Origin of the sequence: uncultured Desulfovibrio sp., assembly GCF_944324525.1 — a bacterium.
Classification (GTDB): Bacteria; Desulfobacterota; Desulfovibrionia; order Desulfovibrionales; family Desulfovibrionaceae; genus Desulfovibrio.
On sequence record NZ_CALUWS010000005.1, the window covers coordinates 29,766 to 50,344 of the forward strand.

Genomic DNA, 20,579 nt, shown 5'->3' on the forward strand with positions numbered 1-20,579 from the left:
TCACATGATAGCTCAAGACAGGGCTGGCGGCAAGCGGGCCCGCGTCCTGAGGACCGTCAGACGAGGCGCGCCTGCTCCGGCGCGGCGGCAGCCGCAAAGAGCCGGTCCGCCAGCTTGCGGTGAGCGGCGGGCATGGCCAGGGTCTGCAGTTCCTGCGGGCTTGCCCAACGGTAGGCGCTGGCGGCGGTCAGCACGGGCGGGACGGGCAGTCCCTCGGCATCCGTTGCCCACGCGCCCGCCGTCAGTGCGACGCTGAAGCAGTGCAGGGTCACGCGGTAGGTGGTGTAGCCGTGCCGGATGATGCCGTGATCGTCCGTCACCCGCACGGCGAAGCCCGTTTCCTCATGATGTTCGCGCACTACGGCCTGCCGGGGTTCCTCTCCGGGTTCCACCCGGCCGCCCGGGAATTCCCAGAGCCCGCCCCAGGCCCCGCGGTCGCAACGTTTCTGCACGAAGATGCGCCCCTCATGCCGCAGCACGCCCGTCACCACATCCAGCAGCACCGTATCGGCCTTGCGGCCGGGCACGGGGCGCTCGTGCACGATGCCCAGATGGCGGGACAGGCAGAAGTCGGCCAGCGGGCAGGCTTCGCAACGGGGCTTGCGCCCGCAGACGAGCGCGCCAAGTTCCATCATGGCCTGGTTGTGCGCCCGGGCCTGTGCGGGCGGCAACAGCTGCTGCGCCAGGGCGGCGATGCGGGCGGCGGCCTCTTTTTCCTTGACCGGCGCATCCACGTCGAAGACCCGGGCGATGACCCGTTCCACATTGGCGTCCACGCAGGCCACGGGCTGCTCGAAGGCGATGCTGGCGATGGCGGCCGTGGTGTACGGCCCCACGCCGGGCAGGGCGGCGATATCCTCCCGCTTCCGGGGGAAGCGCCCGCCGTGCACGTCGCGGATGCGGCGGGCCGCCGCCAGCAGGTTGCGGGCCCGGGAATAGTAGCCCAGCCCCTCCCAGGCATGGAGGACCTCCTCCTCCGAGGCGGCCGCCAGGGCTTCCGGCGTGGGGAAGCGCTCCATCCAGCGCTGGAAATAGCTGACGCCCCTATCCATCTGCGTCTGCTGGAGCATGATCTCCGAGATCCAGACCTCGTAGGGCGTGTAGGTCCTGCGCCAGGGCAGGTCGCGTCCGTGGGCGGCGAACCAGCGCAACAGGGCTTCCCGCATCTGCGGCAGATGCTCCAGGGGGGCAAGGTGGCCCGGCGGCGGCACGGCGCCGGTGACGGGCAGGGGCATTTGAGAAGTTTTTTTGCTCATGGACCCAGCCTACACCCCGGCAGGCGCATTGTCATCAGGCGTCGCTTGGCATATACTTCCCGGACTCGACGGCCGTCTGCGCCGCGGGCACATCCATCGTAAGGAGATCCCATGTCCGAGAATCCCACGGTGCTGCTGGAGACAACCTCCGGCGACATCCTCATCGAACTCTTTCCCGACAAGGCCCCTGAAACCGTCGCCAACTTCCTGCAGTATGTGGATGACGGTTTTTACAACAATACCATTTTCCATCGCGTCATCCCCGGCTTCATGATCCAGGGCGGCGGCCTCGGCGCCCGTATGGACGAAAAGCCCACCCGCGAGCCGGTCAAGAACGAGGCCGACAACGGCCTGAAGAACGACCGCGGCACCATCGCCATGGCCCGTACCCGCGAGCCGCACAGCGCCACGGCCCAGTTCTTCATCAACCTCGTGGACAACGAGTTTCTTGATCACAGCGAACCCACGCTGGACGGCTGGGGGTACTGCGTGTTCGGCAAGGTGGTGGACGGCATGGACGCCGTGGACAAGATCGCCAAGGTCAAGACCAAGGCCGTGGGCGTGCACGAGGCCGTGCCCACCGATATGGTGCTCATTACCGGCGCAAGCCGCTTCGAATAGGACGATCGCATCATGTCCCGAACGTTGACGACGGCGGCGGCAGTGCCCTTTGCCCATGCCTGGAGCCTGCTGGAAGCCTATGTGGATGCCTGCCCGGACAGCATCTGGGAAGAGAAGCACGGCGGCTGGCCGGTGTGGCAGCAGGTGCTGCACGCGGTGACGGTGCTGGATTTCTTTACCTGCGGGGAGCAGTCGCTGCTGCCCGCTCCGGCCCCGCAGGACGTGCTCATGCTCACCGTGCAGGGGACGGAAAGCGTGGACAAGAACGGCCTGCGCGCCTATATGGCGGCGGTGAAGGCCCGGGTGGACGCCTGGCTGGCGGCGCTGGACGATGCCGCGCTGCCCGTGAAGGATGCGCGCCTGAGCGCGGCCCTGGGCTTTGAGGTCAGCGCCATGTGGGTGCTGGTCATGCTGGCTTCGCATACGCAGTACCATCTGGGCTCGTGCGATGCGGCCCTGCGCGATCAGGGCCTGCCCGGCGTATTTTAGAGAACGTGAAGGCGACGTGTTTCGGGAGGAGGGGCGAGCTGCGGGCCTGATGCGTCAGGGCTGCCGCGCGCCCGGCCTTCCCGGTCAAGCGCGCTCCCGGAGAAAACTATGAAGACCTATCTTGCCGGCTTCGTCCTTTCGCTGGTGGGGCTGTTCCTGCCCGCCGCCGTGCGGGCCGAGGACGAGAAAATCGATCCGACCACCTATATCTGCGCGGAATATGTGGCGCTTGCTTCCACGCAGTCCGCGCCTCCGCTCTTCCAGAGCCTGCAGATCGACGGCTTTGTGAGTTCCAACATCGGCAAGACCGTGGCGGACCCGCGCATGGTCATGAGCCTCATGGCCCGGACCTACTCCGTGTGCCAGCGGGATCCCACGGCCGTGGCGGCCGATGTCTGGCAGGAAATGAAGCTGGAGCTTTCCGATCCGCTGGACGAGCACTGGAAGGCCGATACGGCCACCTGCCGCCAGTACAACGACAATCCTGACGACGGCAGCGGCTTCGTCATCTGGTTGGACGGCTACAACCGACATTACAACGTGACCGAAAAGTCCGTTCTGGACAGCCAGAAGACGCTGGACGCCTTTCTTGCCGCCTGCAAGAAGAAGCCCGACGCCCGCATGATCGACGTCATGCAGGAGACGCTCAAGAACAGCAAGTGAGTCTCCCGTGCATCACGGACAGGAACGGGGCTGCCGGAAACGGCGGCCCCGTTTTTGGTTTTTCCTGGAGCAATTCCCCATAGAAAATGCGGATCGCTCTGGTAGTCGCGAGAGCGTCTACCCGCAACCAAACACACGGAAAAACCACGCTTTTTTCGTAAGGTGAGGGCAGCCTCAGCAGGGGAATTGGACACAATTTCCCTACAAATCCGATCCACGAAAGCGTTTTCGGGCTGAAACGCTTTGCCTTTCCCACCAGATGACCTGTCGCGTCGCGAAAAAATGCGGCTTTTCCGCTTGTTTTCGGCCGGGCGGCGCTGGCCGCCGCCTCGCACGCTGTCTTTTTCAAAGGCAATGTCTTTTACCTGCCCCCAGTAGCGCGCCCAGGCGCGAAACGGGAGATCTCCCGCCATGCGGACGGTTTGGGGCCCGCCGGAGCTCAGCGGCCAGGCGGCAGAGCGCGGGAGGCTTCGCCAAGGGACGCGCGTATGGTGTCGCAGCAGCGGCGGACGCCGTTCAAATCGAATTCGTTGACGGCCTGGAGCAGCTGGGCCAGCTGTTTCGCCAGGCAGGTGCCTCGGGCCCGCTCCAGCAGCTGGGAGGCGAGCGTTTCCGCCGTGCCCCAGTCCTTTTCCATGATATCGGGAAGGCCGGTCAGGGTGGCCGCCGCGGCGGAGCGGACACAGGGCGGGACCGGCGCGCAGCCCTGTTCCTGCAGGGGTTCCTCGCCGCCGCAGTACGCAAGGATGGCCTGACGGCTCTCGTCCAGCGCCTGCAGGAAATGGTGCGTCTTTTCCGCTTCGGGGGCCTGCCGCAGCAGGGTATTCTCCATGGCCGTGGCGTGGTCGGCAAAGCGGGCAAGCCCCAGATTGGTGGCGACGCCCCGCATGGCATGGATGAGCTGGAGCAGCTCCTCCAGCCGGTTATCCTGCAGCAGGCTGCGGATTTGTACCGTGCAGTCGGCATAGCGGTGGGCGAAGCGCTGCAGCAGGGAACGGTAAAGGCGTTCGTTGCCGGCCACGGCGGCAAGGCCATCCGAGGGACTGAGCAGGGGCAGGCTTTCGCCGCCGGAGGGGGCGTCGTTTTCGCTGCCGTCCGTCTCATGCGAGTCGCTGGGCGTCTCCGCTGTGGAAGGCAGGCCGCAGGGCAGCCATTTTTCCAGCGTTTCCCTCAATTTTGCGGGGTCGACCGGTTTGGTCAGGTAGTCGTTCATGCCGGCGGCCAGCCCGGCGATGTGCGAGCCGGAATCCGTGTGCGCGCTCAGGGCGATGATGGGCAGGCTTTGCGGCGAATGTCCGTTGCCGCGGATGCGGCGGGTGGTCTCCATGCCGTCCATCACGGGCATCTGCATGTCCGTGATGATCAGGTCCGGCTGCTGCGCTTCGGTCTGCTGGATGGCCTCCTCGCCATTGGCGGCAAGGCTGACCCGGCAGCCCATCTGGGTGATGAGTTCCTGCAGGATCTCGCGGTTGATCTCGTTGTCGTCCACCACAAGGATATGGGGGCAGGACTTGCGAGAGGCCGCGGCGGGCTCTTCATCAAGCATCTCGGCAGGATCCTGCGACTGATGCTCACGGACCAGGAGGCGGCAGAAGGCCGGATGGGGCGCGGCCTTTTCCAGAACGGGGAAGGAAAGGCTGAAATGGAGGCAGCTCCCTCCGGGCTGGGTTTCCAGCTCGAGCTGTCCGCCCAGCAGGCGTACCAGCTGATGCGCCAGGGCAAGGCCCATGCCGATGCCGGTCTCAGTGCGGGTAAGGGAACTGTCGCCCGAGGTCAGCGGCTCGAAGATGTGCTTGCGTGCCGGCTCGCTGAAGCCGGGGCCGTTGTCCGTGACGGCGAACTCCACCAGAGCGTGGTCAGGCGGGGAGGCATCCGCCGAGGCCGGCAGGAGGCGGGCGGACAGGACGACGGTCCCCCGCTGGCTGTAGCGCAGGGCGTTGTCCAGCAGGCTTTCCAGCACCCGGCGCAGGCGCAGGGCATCGGTCAGTACCTGGACGGGCAGCTCGGGGGTCGCGTCCAGCGCCAGGCCAAGATGGCGCTGCCGGGCCACGGCGGCGAACGGACGGATGGTCCGCTCCAGCAGTTCCACGAGTTTTGCCGGCTGCTCGTCCGGGCGCTGCCTGTCGTCGGCCAGGCTGGAGAATTCGAGGATGCGGTCGATCATGGCGGTCAGGCGGCCGCCGGACTGCTGGATCTGCCGTACATAGCTCTGCTGCCGGGGCTGGAGCGGCGTCTTGAGCAGGAGGAAGCTCATGCCCAGAAGTTCGTTGATGGGCGTGCGCAGCTCGTGGCTCATGCGCCGCAGCAGATCCTCTCGTGCGGCCAGGGCCTGCCGGGAAAGGCGGGTGGCCTCCTCGGCCTCGCTGCGGGCGAGCTCCGCCTGCCGGCAGTTCTCGCGTGACTGCTTGTCCGCCATGTCCAGCGCGCGGATGCGGGCCTCGAGGTCGTCCTGCAGGCCGCAGAGGGCCCGAAAGATGTCGGAAAGCTCATCCCTGTGGGCCGGAAGAGGGCGGGGCGCCTTTTCTCCCCGGCGGGAGGCCAGCACATACTGGTGCATCTCGCGCAGGGGATTGATGAAGCGGCGTTCCCGCAGGCGCATGAACGTGAAGATCAGGATGCCGATAAGGGCAAGGGCCCCAGTGCAGGCCCAGGCCAGCATTTTGAGGCTGTGACGCAGCTCATCGGCGTGCAGGGTGATGTTGCGGCGCAGCAGGTGGCGGAAATCCCGGCACTGATCGATGATGATCTCGAACTGCCGCCGCATGTTGCGCGCCGCCAGGAAGTCCTGCATGGCCTGCCGGGAATCTTCGGGCATGACATGCGGACGCGCATGGGTCGGCATATCGCCCGCCGCCTGCCGGGCGGCTTCGCCTATCTGGTCGGAAAATTCCTTGTACAGCGTGACGGTGCTGGTCAGCAGCGTACGCGGCGTGGGGGCAAGGGGGAGTTTTTCCACCGTGGACGGCAGCTGCGGCAGATCCTGCGTGGGGTCCTCGCGGCGGGGCAGCGCGCCCTGATCCTGGAGCCGGATCTCTTCCAGCATGGCCAGCATGGTTCGGTTGCCCGTACGGCCAAACTCCCGCGCCAGCGCATACTTGGTGCGTGCGCGGTATTCGATGTGGCTGGAGATGTCGTAGGCCTGACCCACCTCGTCAAGACGGCTGCCCCTGTTGTAGAGGTCCATGCCAAGGATGAAGATGGAGGCGCAGAAAAGGGTCGTTACCGTCAGAAGGAGGATGTTCCAGCTGCGGGTGAGAGCGCGGATCGTCATGGGGCGTACACCATACTTGAAGTCAGCGGCAATGTAGCATAGGCTCCGGCGAAAATCATCCGTCCCCCTGCAGGCCCATTTTCGTCAACCCTTCCGCCCCTTCCGTCCGTCATGCCGCTTCTGCAACGAATCTGGCCGCATCTTGCCCTGCTGCTGGCCATGTGCTTCTGGAGCACATCCTATCTGGCCATGCGCATCGCCCTGACCGCTCTTGACCCTCACAGTCTCATGCTGGGGCGCATGGCCGTGGCCACGCTGGTGCTGGTTCCGCTCTGGCCGCATCTCTGGAAGGCGCTTCGCCGCTACGGGAAATGGCGCTGGCTCCTGTTCATGGGATTGTGCGAGCCGGGATGCTACTTCCTGTTGGAGACAAACGCCCTGCGCTTCACCACGGCCTCGCAGGCGGGCATGGTCATTGCCCTCATGCCGCTCTTCGTGGGTCTGCTGGCCTGGTTCGCCCTGCGTGAGCGCGTGGGCCTGCAGGGCTGGTGCGGCTTCGGCCTGGCCGTGGGCGGGGTGATCTGGCTGACGCTGGCGGCCGCGCCCCAGACGAGCGCCCCCAATCCCCTGCTGGGCAACATCCTTGAAGGGCTGGCCATCTTTTGCGGTTCCGTCTATACGGTGACGGCCCGCCACCTTTCCTCCTGCTATTCCCCCTTGCAGATCACGGCCGTGCAGTCGCTGGTGGGGCTTGTCTTCTTCGGGGCGCTGCATGTGCTCGTGCCGCTGGAAGTGACGCCGGTGCAGCTCGATATCGACCTGCCGTCCTGGGCCGCCTGGGCCGCGGTGCCCTATCTGGGCTGTGTGGTCTCGCTGGGGGGCTACGGCCTTTACAATGTGGGCGTGCACCGTCTTTCGGCCGCGCAGGCCGCCGCCTACACCAATCTGATCCCGGTGCTGACGCTGCTGCTCGGCGTCTGGCTGCTGCGGGAGGTCTTTTTGCCTGCCCAGTACGCGGCCTCGGCGTTGATCATCGCCGGCGTGCTGCTCAGTCAATGGCGCAGGAGCTGACGTCCGTCGGCCGGCAGCAAGCCCCGGCGGCCTGCCCGCAGCGTGGCAGCCGTCCACAGCAGGGCGTGCCGGAAAAGGGAGAAATCCCCCGGCGGTCGTGATGAAGGCCCTCCAGGGGCGGGGCGCATCATTTTGCCCACGGCAAAGCAGGCTTTTCCCGTTGGGGCTGCCAATATGAATTTTTTAAACAACTCCGGTAGATACGGCAAGTAGGCTGGACACGCTCCGCTTGCCTTTGGGGGTGGGTCGTCTCGTTCTCCGCATCTTCCTTTGGTAAAAGCGCGCTGGGGAAGGGATGGGGGGCTTGGGGAGAAGGGAGCGACCGCAAGGCGGCCGCTCCCCTGCCCTCCAAAATAAGCAGAGAATCGTGTCAACAGGCCCTAGCAGGGAAGTCCCTGTTCGCGGCGGCGGGCCTTGAGATCCTCCAGGATGTCCAGGGGGACGCGCAGGCCGCCGTACCCCGCGCCAAGACGGATGCGGGGCTTGTTGCGTCCGTGATAGTCGCTGCCGCCGCTCAGGCCCAGGCCCAGACGGCGGGCCAGATCCACGCAGGTGCGGATGTCGGCATCCGAATGCTCGCTGTGATAGGCTTCGATGGCGGTCAGGCCGCAGTCCTTCAGGCGCAGGACGAAGGCTTCCAGCCAGTCCGGCGGTAACGGCTTGAGGCAGGGATGGGCCAGACTGACCGTGGCCCCCAGCCCGGCCATGAGGCGCACGGCTTCTTCCGGCTCCAGCACTTCCTTGGGCAGATAGGCCCGGCCGCCGCTGCCCAGATATTCCCGGAAGGCGGTCTCCATATCCGGCACCGCCCCTTTTTTGACGAGCAGGGCGGCGATATGGGGCCGGCCGACGCTTTCCCCCTGCGCTTCGTGCAGGAGTTCATCCATGCTGATGTGGATGCCGAGCGCGGCGAGCTTTTCCAGGATGAGCGCGTTACGGTTGTCGCGCTTGTGGCGCACGTCGGCCAGCCGGGCTTCCAGCGCGCCGGCCTCGCGGGGGAGCCAGAGACCGAGGATGTGCATTTCCCCGTGTTCCGTGCGGGTGGAGAGCTCGCAACCGCGTATGAATTCGATGTCGTGCTGTCGGGCAGCGTCCTCGGCTTCGTCGAGGCCGGAGATGGTGTCGTGGTCCGTCAGGGCTACGGCGGCCAGCCCGGCGGCCGCGGCGGCGGCGACCAGTTCCGCGGGACTGTCCGTGCCGTCCGAGGCCTGACTGTGGGTGTGAAGATCGATGAATTTCATGTCGGGATCCTTTTCGACGCATTTCATCCGTTTTGCCGATAAATGGCAAGAGGCGCCGCCCCTTGAAGTGCGGGCGGTATGGGGCTATGTTCTGCCTCGATATTCCTGTTTCGGGAGGTTCTCTTACGCATGCAGACCGAGGAACTTTTGCAGATACTGGCCTGTCCGCGCTGTCATGGCGAGCTGACGGCGGAAGGCCGGCCGGACGAACCGGCGGGTTTTTTTTGTGCCGCCTGCGCGGTGGTCTATCCCGTCCGGGACGGCATCCCCGTCATGCTGCTGGAAGAGGCCGTGCCGCTGGAGCGCTGGCGGGTCGAGCATCCCGCAGCCTGACCGTGCCCGCACGCCGCATCCGCAGGCGTGACCGACCCTTTTTCAGGAGGTGCCATGCGTCTTCTCATTGCTTCCGATCTGCACGGTTCGCTGGAAAGCCTGAATTTCCTGCGGGAGCGTGCCGAGGCCCTGCAGCCGGATTTGCTCGTGCTGTTGGGCGACCTTGTGTATCACGGGCCGCGCAATCCGCTGCCGTCGGGCTACGATACCCTCGGCGTGCTGGGTACCTTCGCCGCCGTGACGTGTCCGCTGCTGGCGGTGCGCGGCAATTGCGACGGCGAGGTGGACATGAACCTGCTGCCCTTCGCCACGGCGGAAAATGCCTGGCTGTCGGTGGACAACCTGCGCGTTTTCGCCTCCCACGGGCATCTGTTGCCTGACGTGCCGCCCATGCCCGCCCGCTTCCCGCAGGGGACGGTCTTTTTGCGGGGACATACGCATATCCCGCGCGGCGAGACGCGGGACGGCTACCATTTCTGGAATCCCGGTTCGCTCAGCCTGCCCAAGGGCGGCTCGCCCCGCAGTTATGCCGTGTATGAAGACGGCTGTTTCCGCGTGCTGGACATGCAGGGGCGGGAAGTGCTGCGCCATTGGCCGCGGCAGAACGATTGAGCGGGCGCGGCATGACGGCTTCCGTAACGAAGTGGCCCCCGCTGTTCGCCCTGCCTGCCGGCTGGGATCTGGTGCTGGCCTCGCATTCGCCCCGGCGGCGGCAGTTCCTGGACGAGTGGGGGTTGACCTATCGGATCGTGACGGGCAGGGACGAAGAGCCCCGGCCCGCAGCGGGCGAGGTCCCGGCGGATTATGCCCGGCGGGCGGCCCGGGCCAAGGCGCTGGCCGCCGCGGCGGCGGACGGCCGGACGGCGGGCCCGCGCGTGCTGCTGGCGGCGGACACCATCGTGGCGCTGGACGGGGATATCCTCGGCAAGCCCGCCAGTCGGGAGCACGCGTTGTCCATGCTGCGCCGCCTTGCCGGTCAGACGCACGAGGTGATCAGCGCCGTCTGCCTGCTGGGGCCGCAGGGGGAGGAGATCCTGTTCCATGACGTGAGCCGCGTTGGCTTTGCGCCCTGGCCGGATGCCGTACTGGCGGCCTACGCCGCCACCGGCGAGCCGGACGACAAGGCCGGGGCCTATGCCATCCAGGGGCAGGGCGCTGTGCTGGTGGAACGTGTGACCGGCTCCTGGAGCACCGTGGTCGGGCTGCCGGTGAGCCGTCTGGCGCAGGAGATGCTGCGGCGCGGCTGGCTGGTGCCGGTACGGCGGGAAGCTGCGATCTGACCGGGGGCCGGAGCGCCATACCGTCAATGAAGGAGGGCCGTTGTCGCGGTCCTTTTTTTGTCTCCGGCGTCTGGCGGATGGCAGGCGGACGGACGTTGTGCCGTACAGGAACAGGCTGCTTGCGCGAACAGTCAGCCGCCGGATGGGAAGAATAGGGATTGTTTGTATAAACAGTTAATATTTTCATAGGGTTGGCGATGGCATTGCAGCGGCATTCCAAAAAATTTTTTTGCGGAATCTTGTGAAAAAAAGTTCTTGATGCCTGTGCCGTGCAGGCCTTTATCCGTCGTAAGAGGAGAGGGGAAAAAAAGCGCTTGTGCCAAAAGGCGCAACCATGATTGGAAGCACAAACAATTTCGGCCTCTTGACGCTCCCGAAAAATACTCCTAGGCCCATATCATCGGCGAGTGCCCGTGTCTTTCACTCTTAACCATGCAGGGAGTATCAAGGCCATGTCTCAAGAACGCATCACCACGCTGTTGACCGAAAGCCGTAGCTATCTTCCGCCGGAGCACGGCAAGTCAAGCGCATGGATTTGCGGCCAGGATGAAGCTGAGGCCATTTGCCGGAGAGCGCTTGAAGATCCCAACGACTTCTGGGGGGCGCGCGCCTCGCAGCTCATCCACTGGTACAAGCGATGGGACAAAGTGCTTGATGCGGACGAGGAAAAGCACAAGTACAGATGGTTCACCAATGCCAAGCTCAATGCGTCCTTCAACTGCATCGACCGCCATATCTATTCCGGCCGCCGCAACAAGGCCGCGCTCATCTGGCAGGGTGAAAAAGAAATGGACGTGCGCTGCTTCACCTACCAGATGCTGTACACGGAAGTCTGCCGGGTGGCCCATGCCCTGAGTTCTCTGCGGGTGCGCAAGGGCGACCGCGTGGCCCTGTACATGCCCATGATTCCCGAACTGGTCATCGCCATGCTGGCTTGCGCGCGCATCGGCGCGGTGCATACGGCCATCTTTTCCGGCTATGCCGAGGGCGGGGTGCGCAGCCGCATCCAGGGCGCCAAGGCCAAGGTGGTCATCACGGCCGACGGCGTCATTCGCGCGGGCAGCGTCAAGCCGCTCAAGAGCAATCTTGACCCCATTCTGGAAAAGTGCCCCTCGGTGGCTCATGTGGTGGTGGTCGGCCATGCCGGGCTGCAGGACGTGAAGATGATGCCCAACCGGGACATCTGGTGGCATGACCTCATCGAGGACTTCACGCTGGACGTGGACTTCCCCTGCGAGACCATGGACGCCAACGATCCGCTCTTCCTCCTGCACACCAGCGGCAGCACCGGCAAGCCCACGGGCATCATGCACTCCACGGGCGGGTATCTGACCTATGCGGCGCACACCACGCAGTGGATCTTCGACATGCGTGACGACGACGTGTACTGGTGCACCGCCGACATGGGCTGGATCACCGGCCACACTTACGGCGTGTACGGCCCGTTGGCCCTGGGCGCGACGACCATGATGTTCGAGGGCGTGCCCAACTGGCCCAAGCCCGACCGCTACTGGCGCATCGTGGAAAAATTCCGCGTGAATATCCTCTATACCGCTCCCACGGTCATCCGCTCGCTCATGCGCATGGGCGAAGCCTGGCCGGAACGCTATGACCTGCGCACGCTGCGCGTGCTGGGGTCGGTCGGGGAGCCCATCAATCCCGAAGCCTGGCAGTGGTACCACAAGAACATCGGCGGCGGGGAGCTGCCCATCGTGGATACCTGGTGGCAGACGGAGACCGGCGGCGCCATGATCAGCCCGCTGCCCTACGCCACCAAGCTCAAGCCCGGTTCGGCCACCTTCCCCCTGCCCGGCATCGACGCCACGGTCATGGGCTCGACCGGGCGGGACGGCGACGATCTGACCGAAGGCCGCCGCTCGGGACATCTGGTCATCCGCAAGCCGTGGCCCGGCATGATGCTGGGCGTCTTCAACGACGAGGAGAAGTACCAGAGCTATTTCAGCCGCTTCGGCTGCTTTGACTCCGGCGACGGCGCGGAGATCGACGACGACGGCTATTTCTGGATCCTGGGCCGTATCGACGACTCCATCAACGTGTCCGGTCACCGGCTGTCCACGGCCGAGATCGAAGCCGTGCTCGCGGCCAGCCCCGATGTGGCGGAAGCCGCCGTGGTGCCCATGCCGCACGCCCTCAAGGGCGAAGCCATCTATGCCTATGTGGTGGTGCGGGACGAAGTGCCGTGGAGCGACGACGTACGCAAGAAACTGCGGGATACCGTCCGCCGGGATATCGGCGCGCTGGCCTCGCCTGAATATATCCAGTTCGTGGAGGCCATGCCCAAGACCTGCTCCGGCAAGATCATCCGCCGCATGCTGCGCAAGATCGCGGGCAACGTCTATGATGATCTGGGCGATACCACCTCGCTGGCCCATCCCGAAGTGCTGGACGCCATCATCACCGGGCATCAGAACCTGCTGCTCGGGCAGCACGAAACGGCGTCCTCCGTGCCGGCTCCCGAGGACAAGGGCGCCGCGCCGCAGGACGAGTCCGGCAAGAAAGCAAGCTGACGCCGCCTCCCGGGCATGCCCGGCGCGCAGCGGTGACGATGGGCCAGTGACGCCAGCCGCTTTCCCGCAGGAAAGGGTCACGCCATCAACGCAGCGGGGGCTGCCTTCGGGCAGCCCCCTTTTGGTTCAGCCTGCGCGCTCAGGGGACGATCCTGACGTGCGGCCCGGTTACAGCGCCTTGCGGCGTTTCCAGACGTGATCGGCCAGCAGGACGCTGAAGGCGATCCCGGTCAGCACATGGGCCTTGCTCTTGCCGGCAAAGCCCAGGGCCAGCGAGAGGCCCAGCGTCCCCAGCATGACGCGCATGGTCAGTTTGCGGGTGTTCACGGCCGGCCGTCGGGCGGGCGTCGCACAGTCGGGAGCGGACGTTTCCAGGGGAGCGATGGTGGACATGGTTGCCTCCATTGAAAAGATGGGTTGAGGAAAAAATGAATTTAACTTTCATTTTTTCTTGACGACCACGCTAAAGTAAGTCACTGTCCTTTGCAAGCCCGCACGGGCAGCTTCCGGCACGACGATCCAGAACCGACCCCTACTGGCGTGCCGCAGGCACGTCAGCCAGCGTGCCGGAAGCTGCCCATGCGATACACCGTGTTTTTACAGGAGGCGGTCATGAGCAATATCATCAGTTTGCGTCAGATGGCAGTAGGGCAGCAGGGCAAGATCGCCGCTGTGGAGGCGCTCGGCGAAATGGGACGTCGCATCCGGGACATGGGGCTTATCCCCGGCACGACGGTTTCCGTGGTGGGGCGCGCGCCGCTCAAGGATCCGGTGGCCTTGCGGCTTTCCGGCGTGACGGTGACGCTGCGCAACAGCGAGGCCGATCATATCACCATCGATGTGGCAGGCTAACGTGCCGCCACTCCCCGGGCGAGCGGGGCGAAGTTGTTGATGAAGGGGGGCGACCCCCTTTTTTCAAGTTGTAGCGATAAGGAGAAAATGCCTGTGAATTCTGTATTCAAGTATGGTCTGGTTTTTCTGGGCGGTCTCGTAGTGGGCGCGCTGGGCGCGACGGCGGCCAAGCGGGGTTCGCTGAACCTCAAGCCGCTGGCCACGGATCTCATCAGCCGCGGTATGGACGTGAAGGACGCGCTTATGAGCAAGATGGAAGCGGTCAAGGAAGACATGCAAGATTTGGCGGCGGAAGCCCGCGCCAAAGCCGAGGACCGCAAGGCCGCTCCGCAGCAGGACGCCTAGGGCGAAGGCTCTGCCGCGAGCTGTCAACGTGACTATTCCCGTCCGGCCGGGAGGCCGGGCGGGAGCAGTCTGCCGCCGCAAACCGCGGCGGCTTTTTTAGAGTCTTGCAAACAGAAGATGCTCTTGGAACGTTTCACCTTTGAAAAGGGTGGAACGCGAGGCGGCGGCACAGCGCCGTCCGGCCCAAAGTGGTTGGAAAAACAGCGCTTTTTCCGCGAAACGCCAGGTCGTATGGTTTGAAACGCAACGCGTTTCAAACGGAAATTGCTCTAGGGAACAGCCCCATCGCGCACGTCGGGCGGAATGGGCAAAACGTCGAAACGGTTCAGGGGAGTGGCGCGCATGCGTTTTTATCTGGTTCATGAAGTGGTTTTGCCATCCGGCGGACGGATGCGCGTGCGCGCCTCCCAAACCTTTGACGCCGCCTTTGGAGAGGCGCTGGGCGAAGAGCTGGCGGCGCTTTCCGGCGTGACGGTGGCTGCCGTCAATCCGCGTGTGGGCAGTTTGCTGCTGTTGTATGCGGATGCGGCGGCCCGCGAGGCCTGCCTGCGCTGCCTGCTGGCGCTGTCCGGCCCGGAAGACGCGCCGGAGCGCTCCGATCAGGCTGCCGGGCCTGCCGTCTCGCTGTCCCCCGTGCATCAGGCCGGGGGCGAACTGCACCTGCTGGAAGAGGGCGACGCCCCGCCGCTGGGGGGCTTCGGGCCGCTGTTGCGCTTCCTTTTCGTGCGGCCCTTCCTGCCTATGGCCGCCCGCATACTTTCCTCCGTCATGGGGGCGCTGCCCTTCCTGAAAAAAGGACTGGATGCGCTGCTGCAGGGCAAGCTCAATGTGGATGTGCTGGACGCGGCGGCCATCACCGTCTCGTTGATCCGGCGGGATTTCCGCACCGTGACCACGCTGACCCTGCTGCTGGGGTTGGGCGAGGCGCTGGAATACTGGACGCGCCGCCGCTCGCTGGACAGCCTGACCGAAAGTCTGGCCCTCAATGTGGAACAGGTCTGGCTGGAGCGCGACGGTACGGAGATCTGCGTTCCCCTTGCCCAGGTGGCCCCGGGGGACCGGGTGGTCGTGCGGGACGGCGGCTGCATCCCCGTGGACGGCGTGGTGGAAGAGGGCGAGGCCGTGGTCAATCAGGCCTCCATGACCGGCGAGCCGCTGGGCGTGCCGCGTGGCGTGGGAGCCTCCGTCTATTCCGGAACCGTGGTCGAACAGGGACGGCTGGTCATTCGCGCCGTGCATGTGGGCGACGGTACGCGCCTGCAGCAGGTCGTGCATTTCATCGAGGAATCCGAGGCCCTCAAGGCGGGCATCCAGGGAAAATACGAGCGCATGGCCGATATGGCCGTGCCCTTCACCTTCGGCCTTGCGGCGCTGGTCTGGCTCATCACCCGCAATCCCCTGCAGGCGGCATCCGTACTGCTGGTGGACTACTCCTGCGCCCTGCGGCTGGCCACGCCGCTGGCCGTGCTGGCGGCCATGCGCGAAGGGGCCCGGCACGGCGTGGTCATCAAGGGAGGGCGCTATCTTGAGGCCTTGTCCGAGGCGGATACCGTGGTGTTCGACAAGACGGGCACGCTGACCAATGCCACGCCGCGCGTGGCGGAGGTCTTTGCCGCCGAGGGACAGCAGCGGGACGAGGTCTTGCGGCTGGCCGCCTGCCTTGAGGAGCATTTCCCGCATCCCGTGGCGCGGGCCGTGGTGCACAAGGCGCAGGAAGAAGGCCTGCAGCACGAGGAAGAGCACGCCCATGTGGAGTATGTGGTGGCGCACGGGGTGGCTTCCACCCTGTACGGGCAAAAGGTGCGCGTGGGCAGCCGTCATTACATCGAGCATGACGAAGGGGTGAGCGTCGAACCCATGCGCGAGGTGCTGGAGGCCCAGACGCGGCTTGGACGTTCGCTGCTCTATCTGGCCATCGACGGCAGGCTGGCGGGCATCATCGCCATCGAGGATCCCTTGCGGCCCGAAGCCGCGGAGGTCCTGCACGGTCTGCGGGAGGCCGGCGTGCGTCGCATCCTCATGCTCACCGGCGATGACGAGCGCACGGCGCGTGCCGTGGCCGCCCGGCTGGGCATCGAGGAATTCCGGGCCCAAGTGCTGCCCACGGAAAAGTCCGACGTCATCCGCGAACTCAATGCCGAAGGCTGCAAGGTGCTCATGGTCGGGGACGGCATCAACGATGCGCCGGCCCTTTCCGCCTCCCATGTGGGCGTAGCCATGTGCGACGGGGCGGATCTTGCCCGCGAGGTGGCCAATGTGCTGCTGACCCGCCCCAGCCTTGAGGGGCTGCTCACGGCCCGGCGGCTGGGCTGCGGCGCGCTTTCCCGCATCCGCTGCAATTTTGCGGCGGCTATGGGGCTGAACAGCCTCTTCCTGCTGGGCGGGCTCTTCATGCTGCTGACGCCGGGCGTCTCCGCCCTGCTGCATAATCTGACGACGCTGGGCATCACCCTCAACGCCATGCGGCCGCATCTGCCGTCCCCCGCTGAGCCGGAATGGCCGCTCGACGAGGACGGGCGTACTCTGGAACTGCTGGCGGACGACGGCGGGCAGGCCGCCTAGGGCTGTTGACACTATTTGCTGTCTGTTTGGGGGGAAGGGGAACCCCGCCGCCGGCGCGGGCGGTGTTCCCCTTCCCCCCAAGCCCCCCATCCCTTCCCCTGCGCGCTTTTACCGGGGGGAGGGTCAGGGACACGAGGCAACCCCGCCTCTGTGGTAAGCGGAGTGTGTACGGGGGGTGGCTTATATGTTGAAATTGTTTGTAAAATTAGTGTTGACGGGCCCTGGGGCGTTTCACCTTTGAAAAAGAGAAAGCGCGAGGCGGCGGCACAGCGTCGCCAGACCGCAACCAGGTGAAAAAGCAGCGCTTTTTTCGCAAAACGCCAGGCCGTATGGTTGGAAACGCGAAGCGTTTCAAACGGAAAGTGCTTTAAGAACGACAGGTACGGAAAGTACGGAGCGGAACCCTATGCTGGATACCCTGCGTTTTGTCAAATATGTACGGAGCTTCATGGATGGCCGGGTACGGCTGCGGCATCCCGCGCTGCAGGACCGGCAGGTGGCCGCGCTGGCCCAGCAGGGGATAGCCGCCATCCCCGGCGTGCGGCAGGTGGAGGTCAACCCGCTGAGCGGATCGGCCCTGTTGCTGTACGACAGCAGCCGTCTGAGCCGGGAGCGGCTCATGGAAATGGGCGTTGCCTGGGCCGTGTGGCTGGATGAGGCGCGTGCCGGCCGTATCGGTCCCCTGCCGCAGGCCGGAGGGCCGCAGTAAACGCGGATGCGCATGTCGGCGTCCGGCCTTTTCTCGCAGGAGGCGGATGGGCTTGTCGGGCAGCGCCTAAACGAATATCCCTCCTCCCCGGACCTGCCCTGTGGCCGTGCGCTATGGGGCAGGTTCCTTTTGGGGGATGTGGGCAAGGGAGGCCCTTTCTTTGCGGGACTCTGGCCGCGCGGGCGGCGGCACGGTGCCGCTCGGCCGAAACCAGGCGGAAAAACCGCGCTTTTTCCGCGAAACGACAGGCCGTATGGTTTGGAACGCGCAGCGTTTCAAACGGAAATTGCTCTGGTAGTCGCGAGAGCGACTACTCGCAACCGAACACACGGAAAAACCACGTTTTTTCCGTAGGTGAGGGCAGCGTCAGCATGGAAATTGGACACAATTTCAATGCGAATCCGCTCTAGAAGAGGGGGGCTGCTTGAGGGAAAGGCGGCTCTCGGAGATGCCCAGCCCCAGCAGCACCAGGCCCATGCCCAGCGCGGCCAGCCAGGTCAGCGGTTCGTGCAATATGAGCATGGCGGTGATGACGGCCACCACCGGGACCAGATAGATATAGACGCTGGTCTTGACCGCGCCCAGGATCTTGATGGAGTAATTCCAGGTAGCGAAGCAGAGGGCCGAGGCTCCCAGTCCCAGAAAGAGCAGATTGCCCAGCAGCACAGGGTCGGCAAAGCGGGAAAGATCCCAGCGCACGCCGGTCAGCGGCAGTACGGGCAGCATGAAGAGCAGGCCCCAGCAGAAGATCCGGCGGGTGGCCTGTACCATATTGTAGCCGCACTGACTGACCTTGCGCGTGAAGATGGAGTAAAACGCCCAGGTCAGCGCGGCCAGGAAGGCCAGCAGGTCCCCCAGCGGATTGAGGCGCAGCACCGCGCCGCTGTTGATGCTGATGCAGATGATGCCGCCCAGCGCGCAGGCGAAACCCAGAAAAAAGCGGGGCTGCAGGCTCTCCCCCAGCAGCAGGCGGGCCAGCAGGGCCGTGAGAAAGGGGGCCGTGGCCACGATGACGGCCGCATTGGCGGCCAGGGTGTGGGTGAGCGCCACATTCTCGCAGAGAAAATAGAGCGTCACGCCGCAGAGGCCCGCCAGCGCGAAGAGCCCTTCCTCCCGCAGGCTGCGGCTGCGCAGACGGTGCGGGCAGGCCAGCGCCAGCGCCACGGCCCCGAGGGCAAAGCGCAGAAAAAGTATCTCCACCGGAGAGAAGCCGCGCAACAGCACCTTGGTGGACACGAAGGTGGCCCCCCAGACAAGGATGGTCAGCACGGCGGCGATGTGCGCCGTTATACGAGGATCCATGCCTGCTCTCCGTTGGCTGGACAAGGGACTGACAACGTGACTTTGCGATGCCTTCCAGGCAAATGAAACATACTCGCCATGTGTGCGCCGTCTCTCTTGTCCTTATTCTGCTCCGCCAGCGACCGAAAGGCAGCCCGAAGGGCGGGCCTAGGCGTGTTGACACAAATTTTACAAATAATTTGATAGATAGGTAAATGAACTGTAGACAATTCGCTTGCCTTTTGGGGCGGTAGTGCCCCGTATCCCCGACTCTTCCCTCGGTAAAAGCGCGCTGGGGAAGGGATGGGGGGCTTGGGGGGAAGGGGAACCCCTCTCGCGCCGGCGGAGGGGTTCCCCTTCCCCCCAAACAAGCAGCGAATACTGTTGGTGGTTAGCGGACGCGGGCCGTTGCGGCGTGGCGTTCCAGCCCCAGTTCGATGAGGCGTTCCAGCAGCTGGCCGAAGTCGAGCCCGGCCACGGCCGCTTCTTGAGGCACGAGGCTCGTGGGCGTCATGCCCGGCAGGGTATTGACTTCCAGCAGGTGGAGGCTGTCGTCCGCGCCGAGGATGAAGTCCGCCCGGCTGTACCCGGCAAGGCCCAGCGCCTTGTGCGCGGCCAGGGCGATGCGCCGCACTTCCGCGGTCACGTCCTCAGACAGGGGCGCGGGGCAGATCTCACGAGCGCCGCCCTTGGCGTACTTGCTGGTGAAGTCAAAGAATTCCCCGGCCACGGGCTCGATGAGGATGGGGGCAAGCGCCTCTTCGCCCAGCACGCCGCAGGTCACTTCCCGGCCGGTGAGCTGCGGCTCGATGATGGCGCATTCCCCGGCATTGAAGATCTCGTCAAGGATGGGCGCAAGCTCTTCCCGGCTGGCGGCCCGGCCCAGATGCAGGGAGGAGCCGCCGGTATTGCTCTTGGCGAAGACCGGCCAGCCGAAGGGCGGTTCCCAGTCGGGCGCGGGGCGCTGCGGCAACAGGGCCCAGTCGGCCGTGGGCAGTCCCGCCTGCCGGAAGATCTGTTTGGCGGCAGCCTTGTTGAGCGCCAGAAAGGAGCCTGCCGGGCCGGATCCCTGATAGGGGCAGCCCACACGCTCCAGCATGGCCTGGACAAGGCCGTCCTCGCCCGGCGCGCCGTGCAGGTTGATGAGGGCAAAGTCATGCGCCTGGGCGCTCTCCAGCAGGTGGTCGAAGCCGCTCAGCAGGTCAAAGAAGGTGACGCTGTGGCCCCGCGCTTCCAGCGCCGTCTGCATGCCGCGCGCGCCGATGAGGGAGATCTCCCGTTCAGAGGACCAGCCGCCCGCAATCAAAAGTATCTTCATGTAGTGAGCACCCCAAATGCGCCTCGAAGGCGCGTTCGATGATAAGTCCCTGCTGATGGGAGGCCTGTATGCCCGCCCGGGCGGCCTCGGTATGTCCGTAGCGTTCCTGCAGATCGGCAAAGCGCTCGTCCAGCGTGACGCACTGGTCGTGCCGGGTGCGCTTGTCGGCATACAGGATGAAAAAGGGCAGCGTGCACAGGCGTGCCCCGTCGTCCACGGGGATGCGCCACGGCCAGTGGACATGCAGCATGACGCCCTGCGCCACGGCATGATGGCGCGTTTCCGCCACCACCCAGCTTGCGCCAAGGTGGGCATGGCCCGCGCCGTAATGGATGCTGTAGGCCTTGGCCAGATCATGCAGCAGGCCGGCGGCCCGCACCTGTGCCACATCCACCTCGAAGCCGTGAGCGAGCGCCCTGCCGGCCAGCGTGCAGGCGATGTGCGCCACCACCTTGCAGTGACGGCGGATGTGGGGCGGCATGGCGTATTTTTCCCAGAGGGCCGTACAGCAGGTCTCGTCAGGCGCGGGCGGCTGCGGCCGTGCGGGCGCCAGCACCGGTTCCGGCAGCTGCGAGTACGGGTGGGCAAAAAGGGGGCCCTTGTCGCTGGGAGGCATGAGCACTGACATGGAGCGGAGTATGCCACTGCCTTGCCGCCTTGGCAAGGAAGGGCGCAGGGCCGCAGCCGGCCGCCCCAAACCAAGCGGGAAAACCACGCTTTTCCCGTAGGGTGAGGGCAGCGTCAGCATTGAGACTGGACGCAATTTCCATGCGAATCCGCTCTCAAAGACCAAGGCCGCCCCGTGTGATACGGGACGGC

19 protein-coding genes are annotated in these 20,579 nt (G+C 65.2%); 12 read left to right on the forward strand and 7 right to left on the reverse strand.

All coding sequences use genetic code 11. From position 1 onward, the window contains the following. Positions 1 to 56: 56 nt before the first annotated feature. On the reverse strand, positions 57 to 1,166 hold the full coding sequence (mutY, locus tag Q0K12_RS02465; RefSeq protein ID WP_297260180.1) for an A/G-specific adenine glycosylase: 1,110 nt from the start codon (positions 1,164 to 1,166) through the stop codon (positions 57 to 59). 201 nt (positions 1,167 to 1,367) lie between these two features. Between mutY and Q0K12_RS02470 the strand changes: the two genes are divergently transcribed. From Q0K12_RS02470 to Q0K12_RS02480, 3 genes are all read left to right on the forward strand, one after another. Then, positions 1,368 to 1,877 (forward strand): peptidylprolyl isomerase, encoded by a 510-nt coding sequence (locus Q0K12_RS02470; RefSeq protein ID WP_297260084.1) that lies wholly within the window; start codon positions 1,368 to 1,370, stop codon positions 1,875 to 1,877. 12 nt (positions 1,878 to 1,889) lie between these two features. Beyond that, the gene (locus tag Q0K12_RS02475) at positions 1,890 to 2,366 is read left to right on the forward strand and encodes a DinB family protein (protein ID WP_297260086.1); all 477 of its coding nucleotides are present in this window, start codon (positions 1,890 to 1,892) and stop codon (positions 2,364 to 2,366) included. 108 nt (positions 2,367 to 2,474) lie between these two features. Then, positions 2,475 to 3,029 (forward strand): hypothetical protein, encoded by a 555-nt coding sequence (locus tag Q0K12_RS02480; RefSeq protein WP_297260088.1) that lies wholly within the window; start codon positions 2,475 to 2,477, stop codon positions 3,027 to 3,029. A 439-nt stretch (positions 3,030 to 3,468) separates the two neighbouring features. Here the strand turns inward: Q0K12_RS02480 and Q0K12_RS02485 are convergent, their stop codons facing one another. Then, complete coding sequence (locus tag Q0K12_RS02485; RefSeq protein ID WP_297260090.1) at positions 3,469 to 6,300, reverse strand: response regulator; 2,832 nt, start codon at positions 6,298 to 6,300, stop codon at positions 3,469 to 3,471. 111 nt (positions 6,301 to 6,411) lie between these two features. On the opposite strand from Q0K12_RS02485, the gene Q0K12_RS02490 reads away from it, so the two are divergent. Beyond that, positions 6,412 to 7,311 (forward strand): DMT family transporter, encoded by a 900-nt coding sequence (locus Q0K12_RS02490; RefSeq protein WP_297260091.1) that lies wholly within the window; start codon positions 6,412 to 6,414, stop codon positions 7,309 to 7,311. Between the two features lie 380 nt (positions 7,312 to 7,691). Here the strand turns inward: Q0K12_RS02490 and Q0K12_RS02495 are convergent, their stop codons facing one another. Continuing rightward, a complete protein-coding gene (locus tag Q0K12_RS02495; RefSeq protein ID WP_297260093.1) occupies positions 7,692 to 8,552 on the reverse strand; it encodes a PHP domain-containing protein in 861 nt (286 codons plus the stop codon). A 129-nt stretch (positions 8,553 to 8,681) separates the two neighbouring features. Between Q0K12_RS02495 and Q0K12_RS02500 the strand changes: the two genes are divergently transcribed. From Q0K12_RS02500 to acs, 4 genes are all read left to right on the forward strand, one after another. Next, positions 8,682 to 8,885: a Trm112 family protein gene (locus Q0K12_RS02500; RefSeq protein WP_297260095.1), complete on the forward strand. Its 204-nt coding sequence runs from the start codon at positions 8,682 to 8,684 to the stop codon at positions 8,883 to 8,885. 54 nt (positions 8,886 to 8,939) lie between these two features. Then, on the forward strand, positions 8,940 to 9,497 hold the full coding sequence (gene yfcE, locus Q0K12_RS02505) for a phosphodiesterase (protein WP_297260097.1): 558 nt from the start codon (positions 8,940 to 8,942) through the stop codon (positions 9,495 to 9,497). A gap of 11 nt (positions 9,498 to 9,508) precedes the next feature. Then, a complete protein-coding gene (locus tag Q0K12_RS02510; protein ID WP_297260098.1) occupies positions 9,509 to 10,165 on the forward strand; it encodes a Maf family nucleotide pyrophosphatase in 657 nt (218 codons plus the stop codon). 452 nt (positions 10,166 to 10,617) lie between these two features. Beyond that, entirely contained in the window at positions 10,618 to 12,693 is a 2,076-nt protein-coding gene (gene acs / locus Q0K12_RS02515) for an acetate--CoA ligase (protein ID WP_297260099.1), read from the forward strand. Between the two features lie 168 nt (positions 12,694 to 12,861). Here acs and Q0K12_RS02520 read toward each other — a convergent pair whose 3' ends face one another. Then, on the reverse strand, positions 12,862 to 13,086 hold the full coding sequence (locus tag Q0K12_RS02520; RefSeq protein ID WP_297260101.1) for a hypothetical protein: 225 nt from the start codon (positions 13,084 to 13,086) through the stop codon (positions 12,862 to 12,864). Positions 13,087 to 13,305: 219 nt separating this feature from the next. Between Q0K12_RS02520 and Q0K12_RS02525 the strand changes: the two genes are divergently transcribed. The 4 genes from Q0K12_RS02525 to Q0K12_RS02540 all read left to right on the forward strand — a co-directional run bounded on the left by Q0K12_RS02525 (position 13,306) and on the right by Q0K12_RS02540 (position 17,161). Then, positions 13,306 to 13,545 carry a FeoA family protein gene (locus Q0K12_RS02525; protein ID WP_297227566.1) on the forward strand — a complete coding sequence of 80 codons (240 nt, stop codon included), beginning with the start codon at positions 13,306 to 13,308 and terminating at the stop codon, positions 13,543 to 13,545. A gap of 93 nt (positions 13,546 to 13,638) precedes the next feature. Beyond that, positions 13,639 to 13,890: a hypothetical protein gene (locus Q0K12_RS02530; RefSeq protein ID WP_297260103.1), complete on the forward strand. Its 252-nt coding sequence runs from the start codon at positions 13,639 to 13,641 to the stop codon at positions 13,888 to 13,890. 342 nt (positions 13,891 to 14,232) lie between these two features. Beyond that, complete coding sequence (locus Q0K12_RS02535) at positions 14,233 to 16,452, forward strand: heavy metal translocating P-type ATPase (protein WP_297260105.1); 2,220 nt, start codon at positions 14,233 to 14,235, stop codon at positions 16,450 to 16,452. A gap of 406 nt (positions 16,453 to 16,858) precedes the next feature. Beyond that, the gene (locus Q0K12_RS02540; RefSeq protein ID WP_297260106.1) at positions 16,859 to 17,161 is read left to right on the forward strand and encodes an HMA2 domain-containing protein; all 303 of its coding nucleotides are present in this window, start codon (positions 16,859 to 16,861) and stop codon (positions 17,159 to 17,161) included. Positions 17,162 to 17,551: 390 nt separating this feature from the next. Here the strand turns inward: Q0K12_RS02540 and Q0K12_RS02545 are convergent, their stop codons facing one another. From Q0K12_RS02545 to Q0K12_RS02555, 3 genes are all read right to left on the reverse strand, one after another. Continuing rightward, on the reverse strand, positions 17,552 to 18,463 hold the full coding sequence (locus Q0K12_RS02545) for a DMT family transporter (RefSeq protein ID WP_297260108.1): 912 nt from the start codon (positions 18,461 to 18,463) through the stop codon (positions 17,552 to 17,554). A gap of 370 nt (positions 18,464 to 18,833) precedes the next feature. Continuing rightward, complete coding sequence (locus tag Q0K12_RS02550) at positions 18,834 to 19,760, reverse strand: D-alanine--D-alanine ligase (RefSeq protein ID WP_297260109.1); 927 nt, start codon at positions 19,758 to 19,760, stop codon at positions 18,834 to 18,836. Beyond that, entirely contained in the window at positions 19,723 to 20,388 is a 666-nt protein-coding gene (locus Q0K12_RS02555) for an HD domain-containing protein (RefSeq protein WP_297260111.1), read from the reverse strand. The genes Q0K12_RS02550 and Q0K12_RS02555 overlap by 38 nt, the downstream gene beginning before the upstream one ends. Between the last annotated feature and the right edge of the window lie 191 nt (positions 20,389 to 20,579).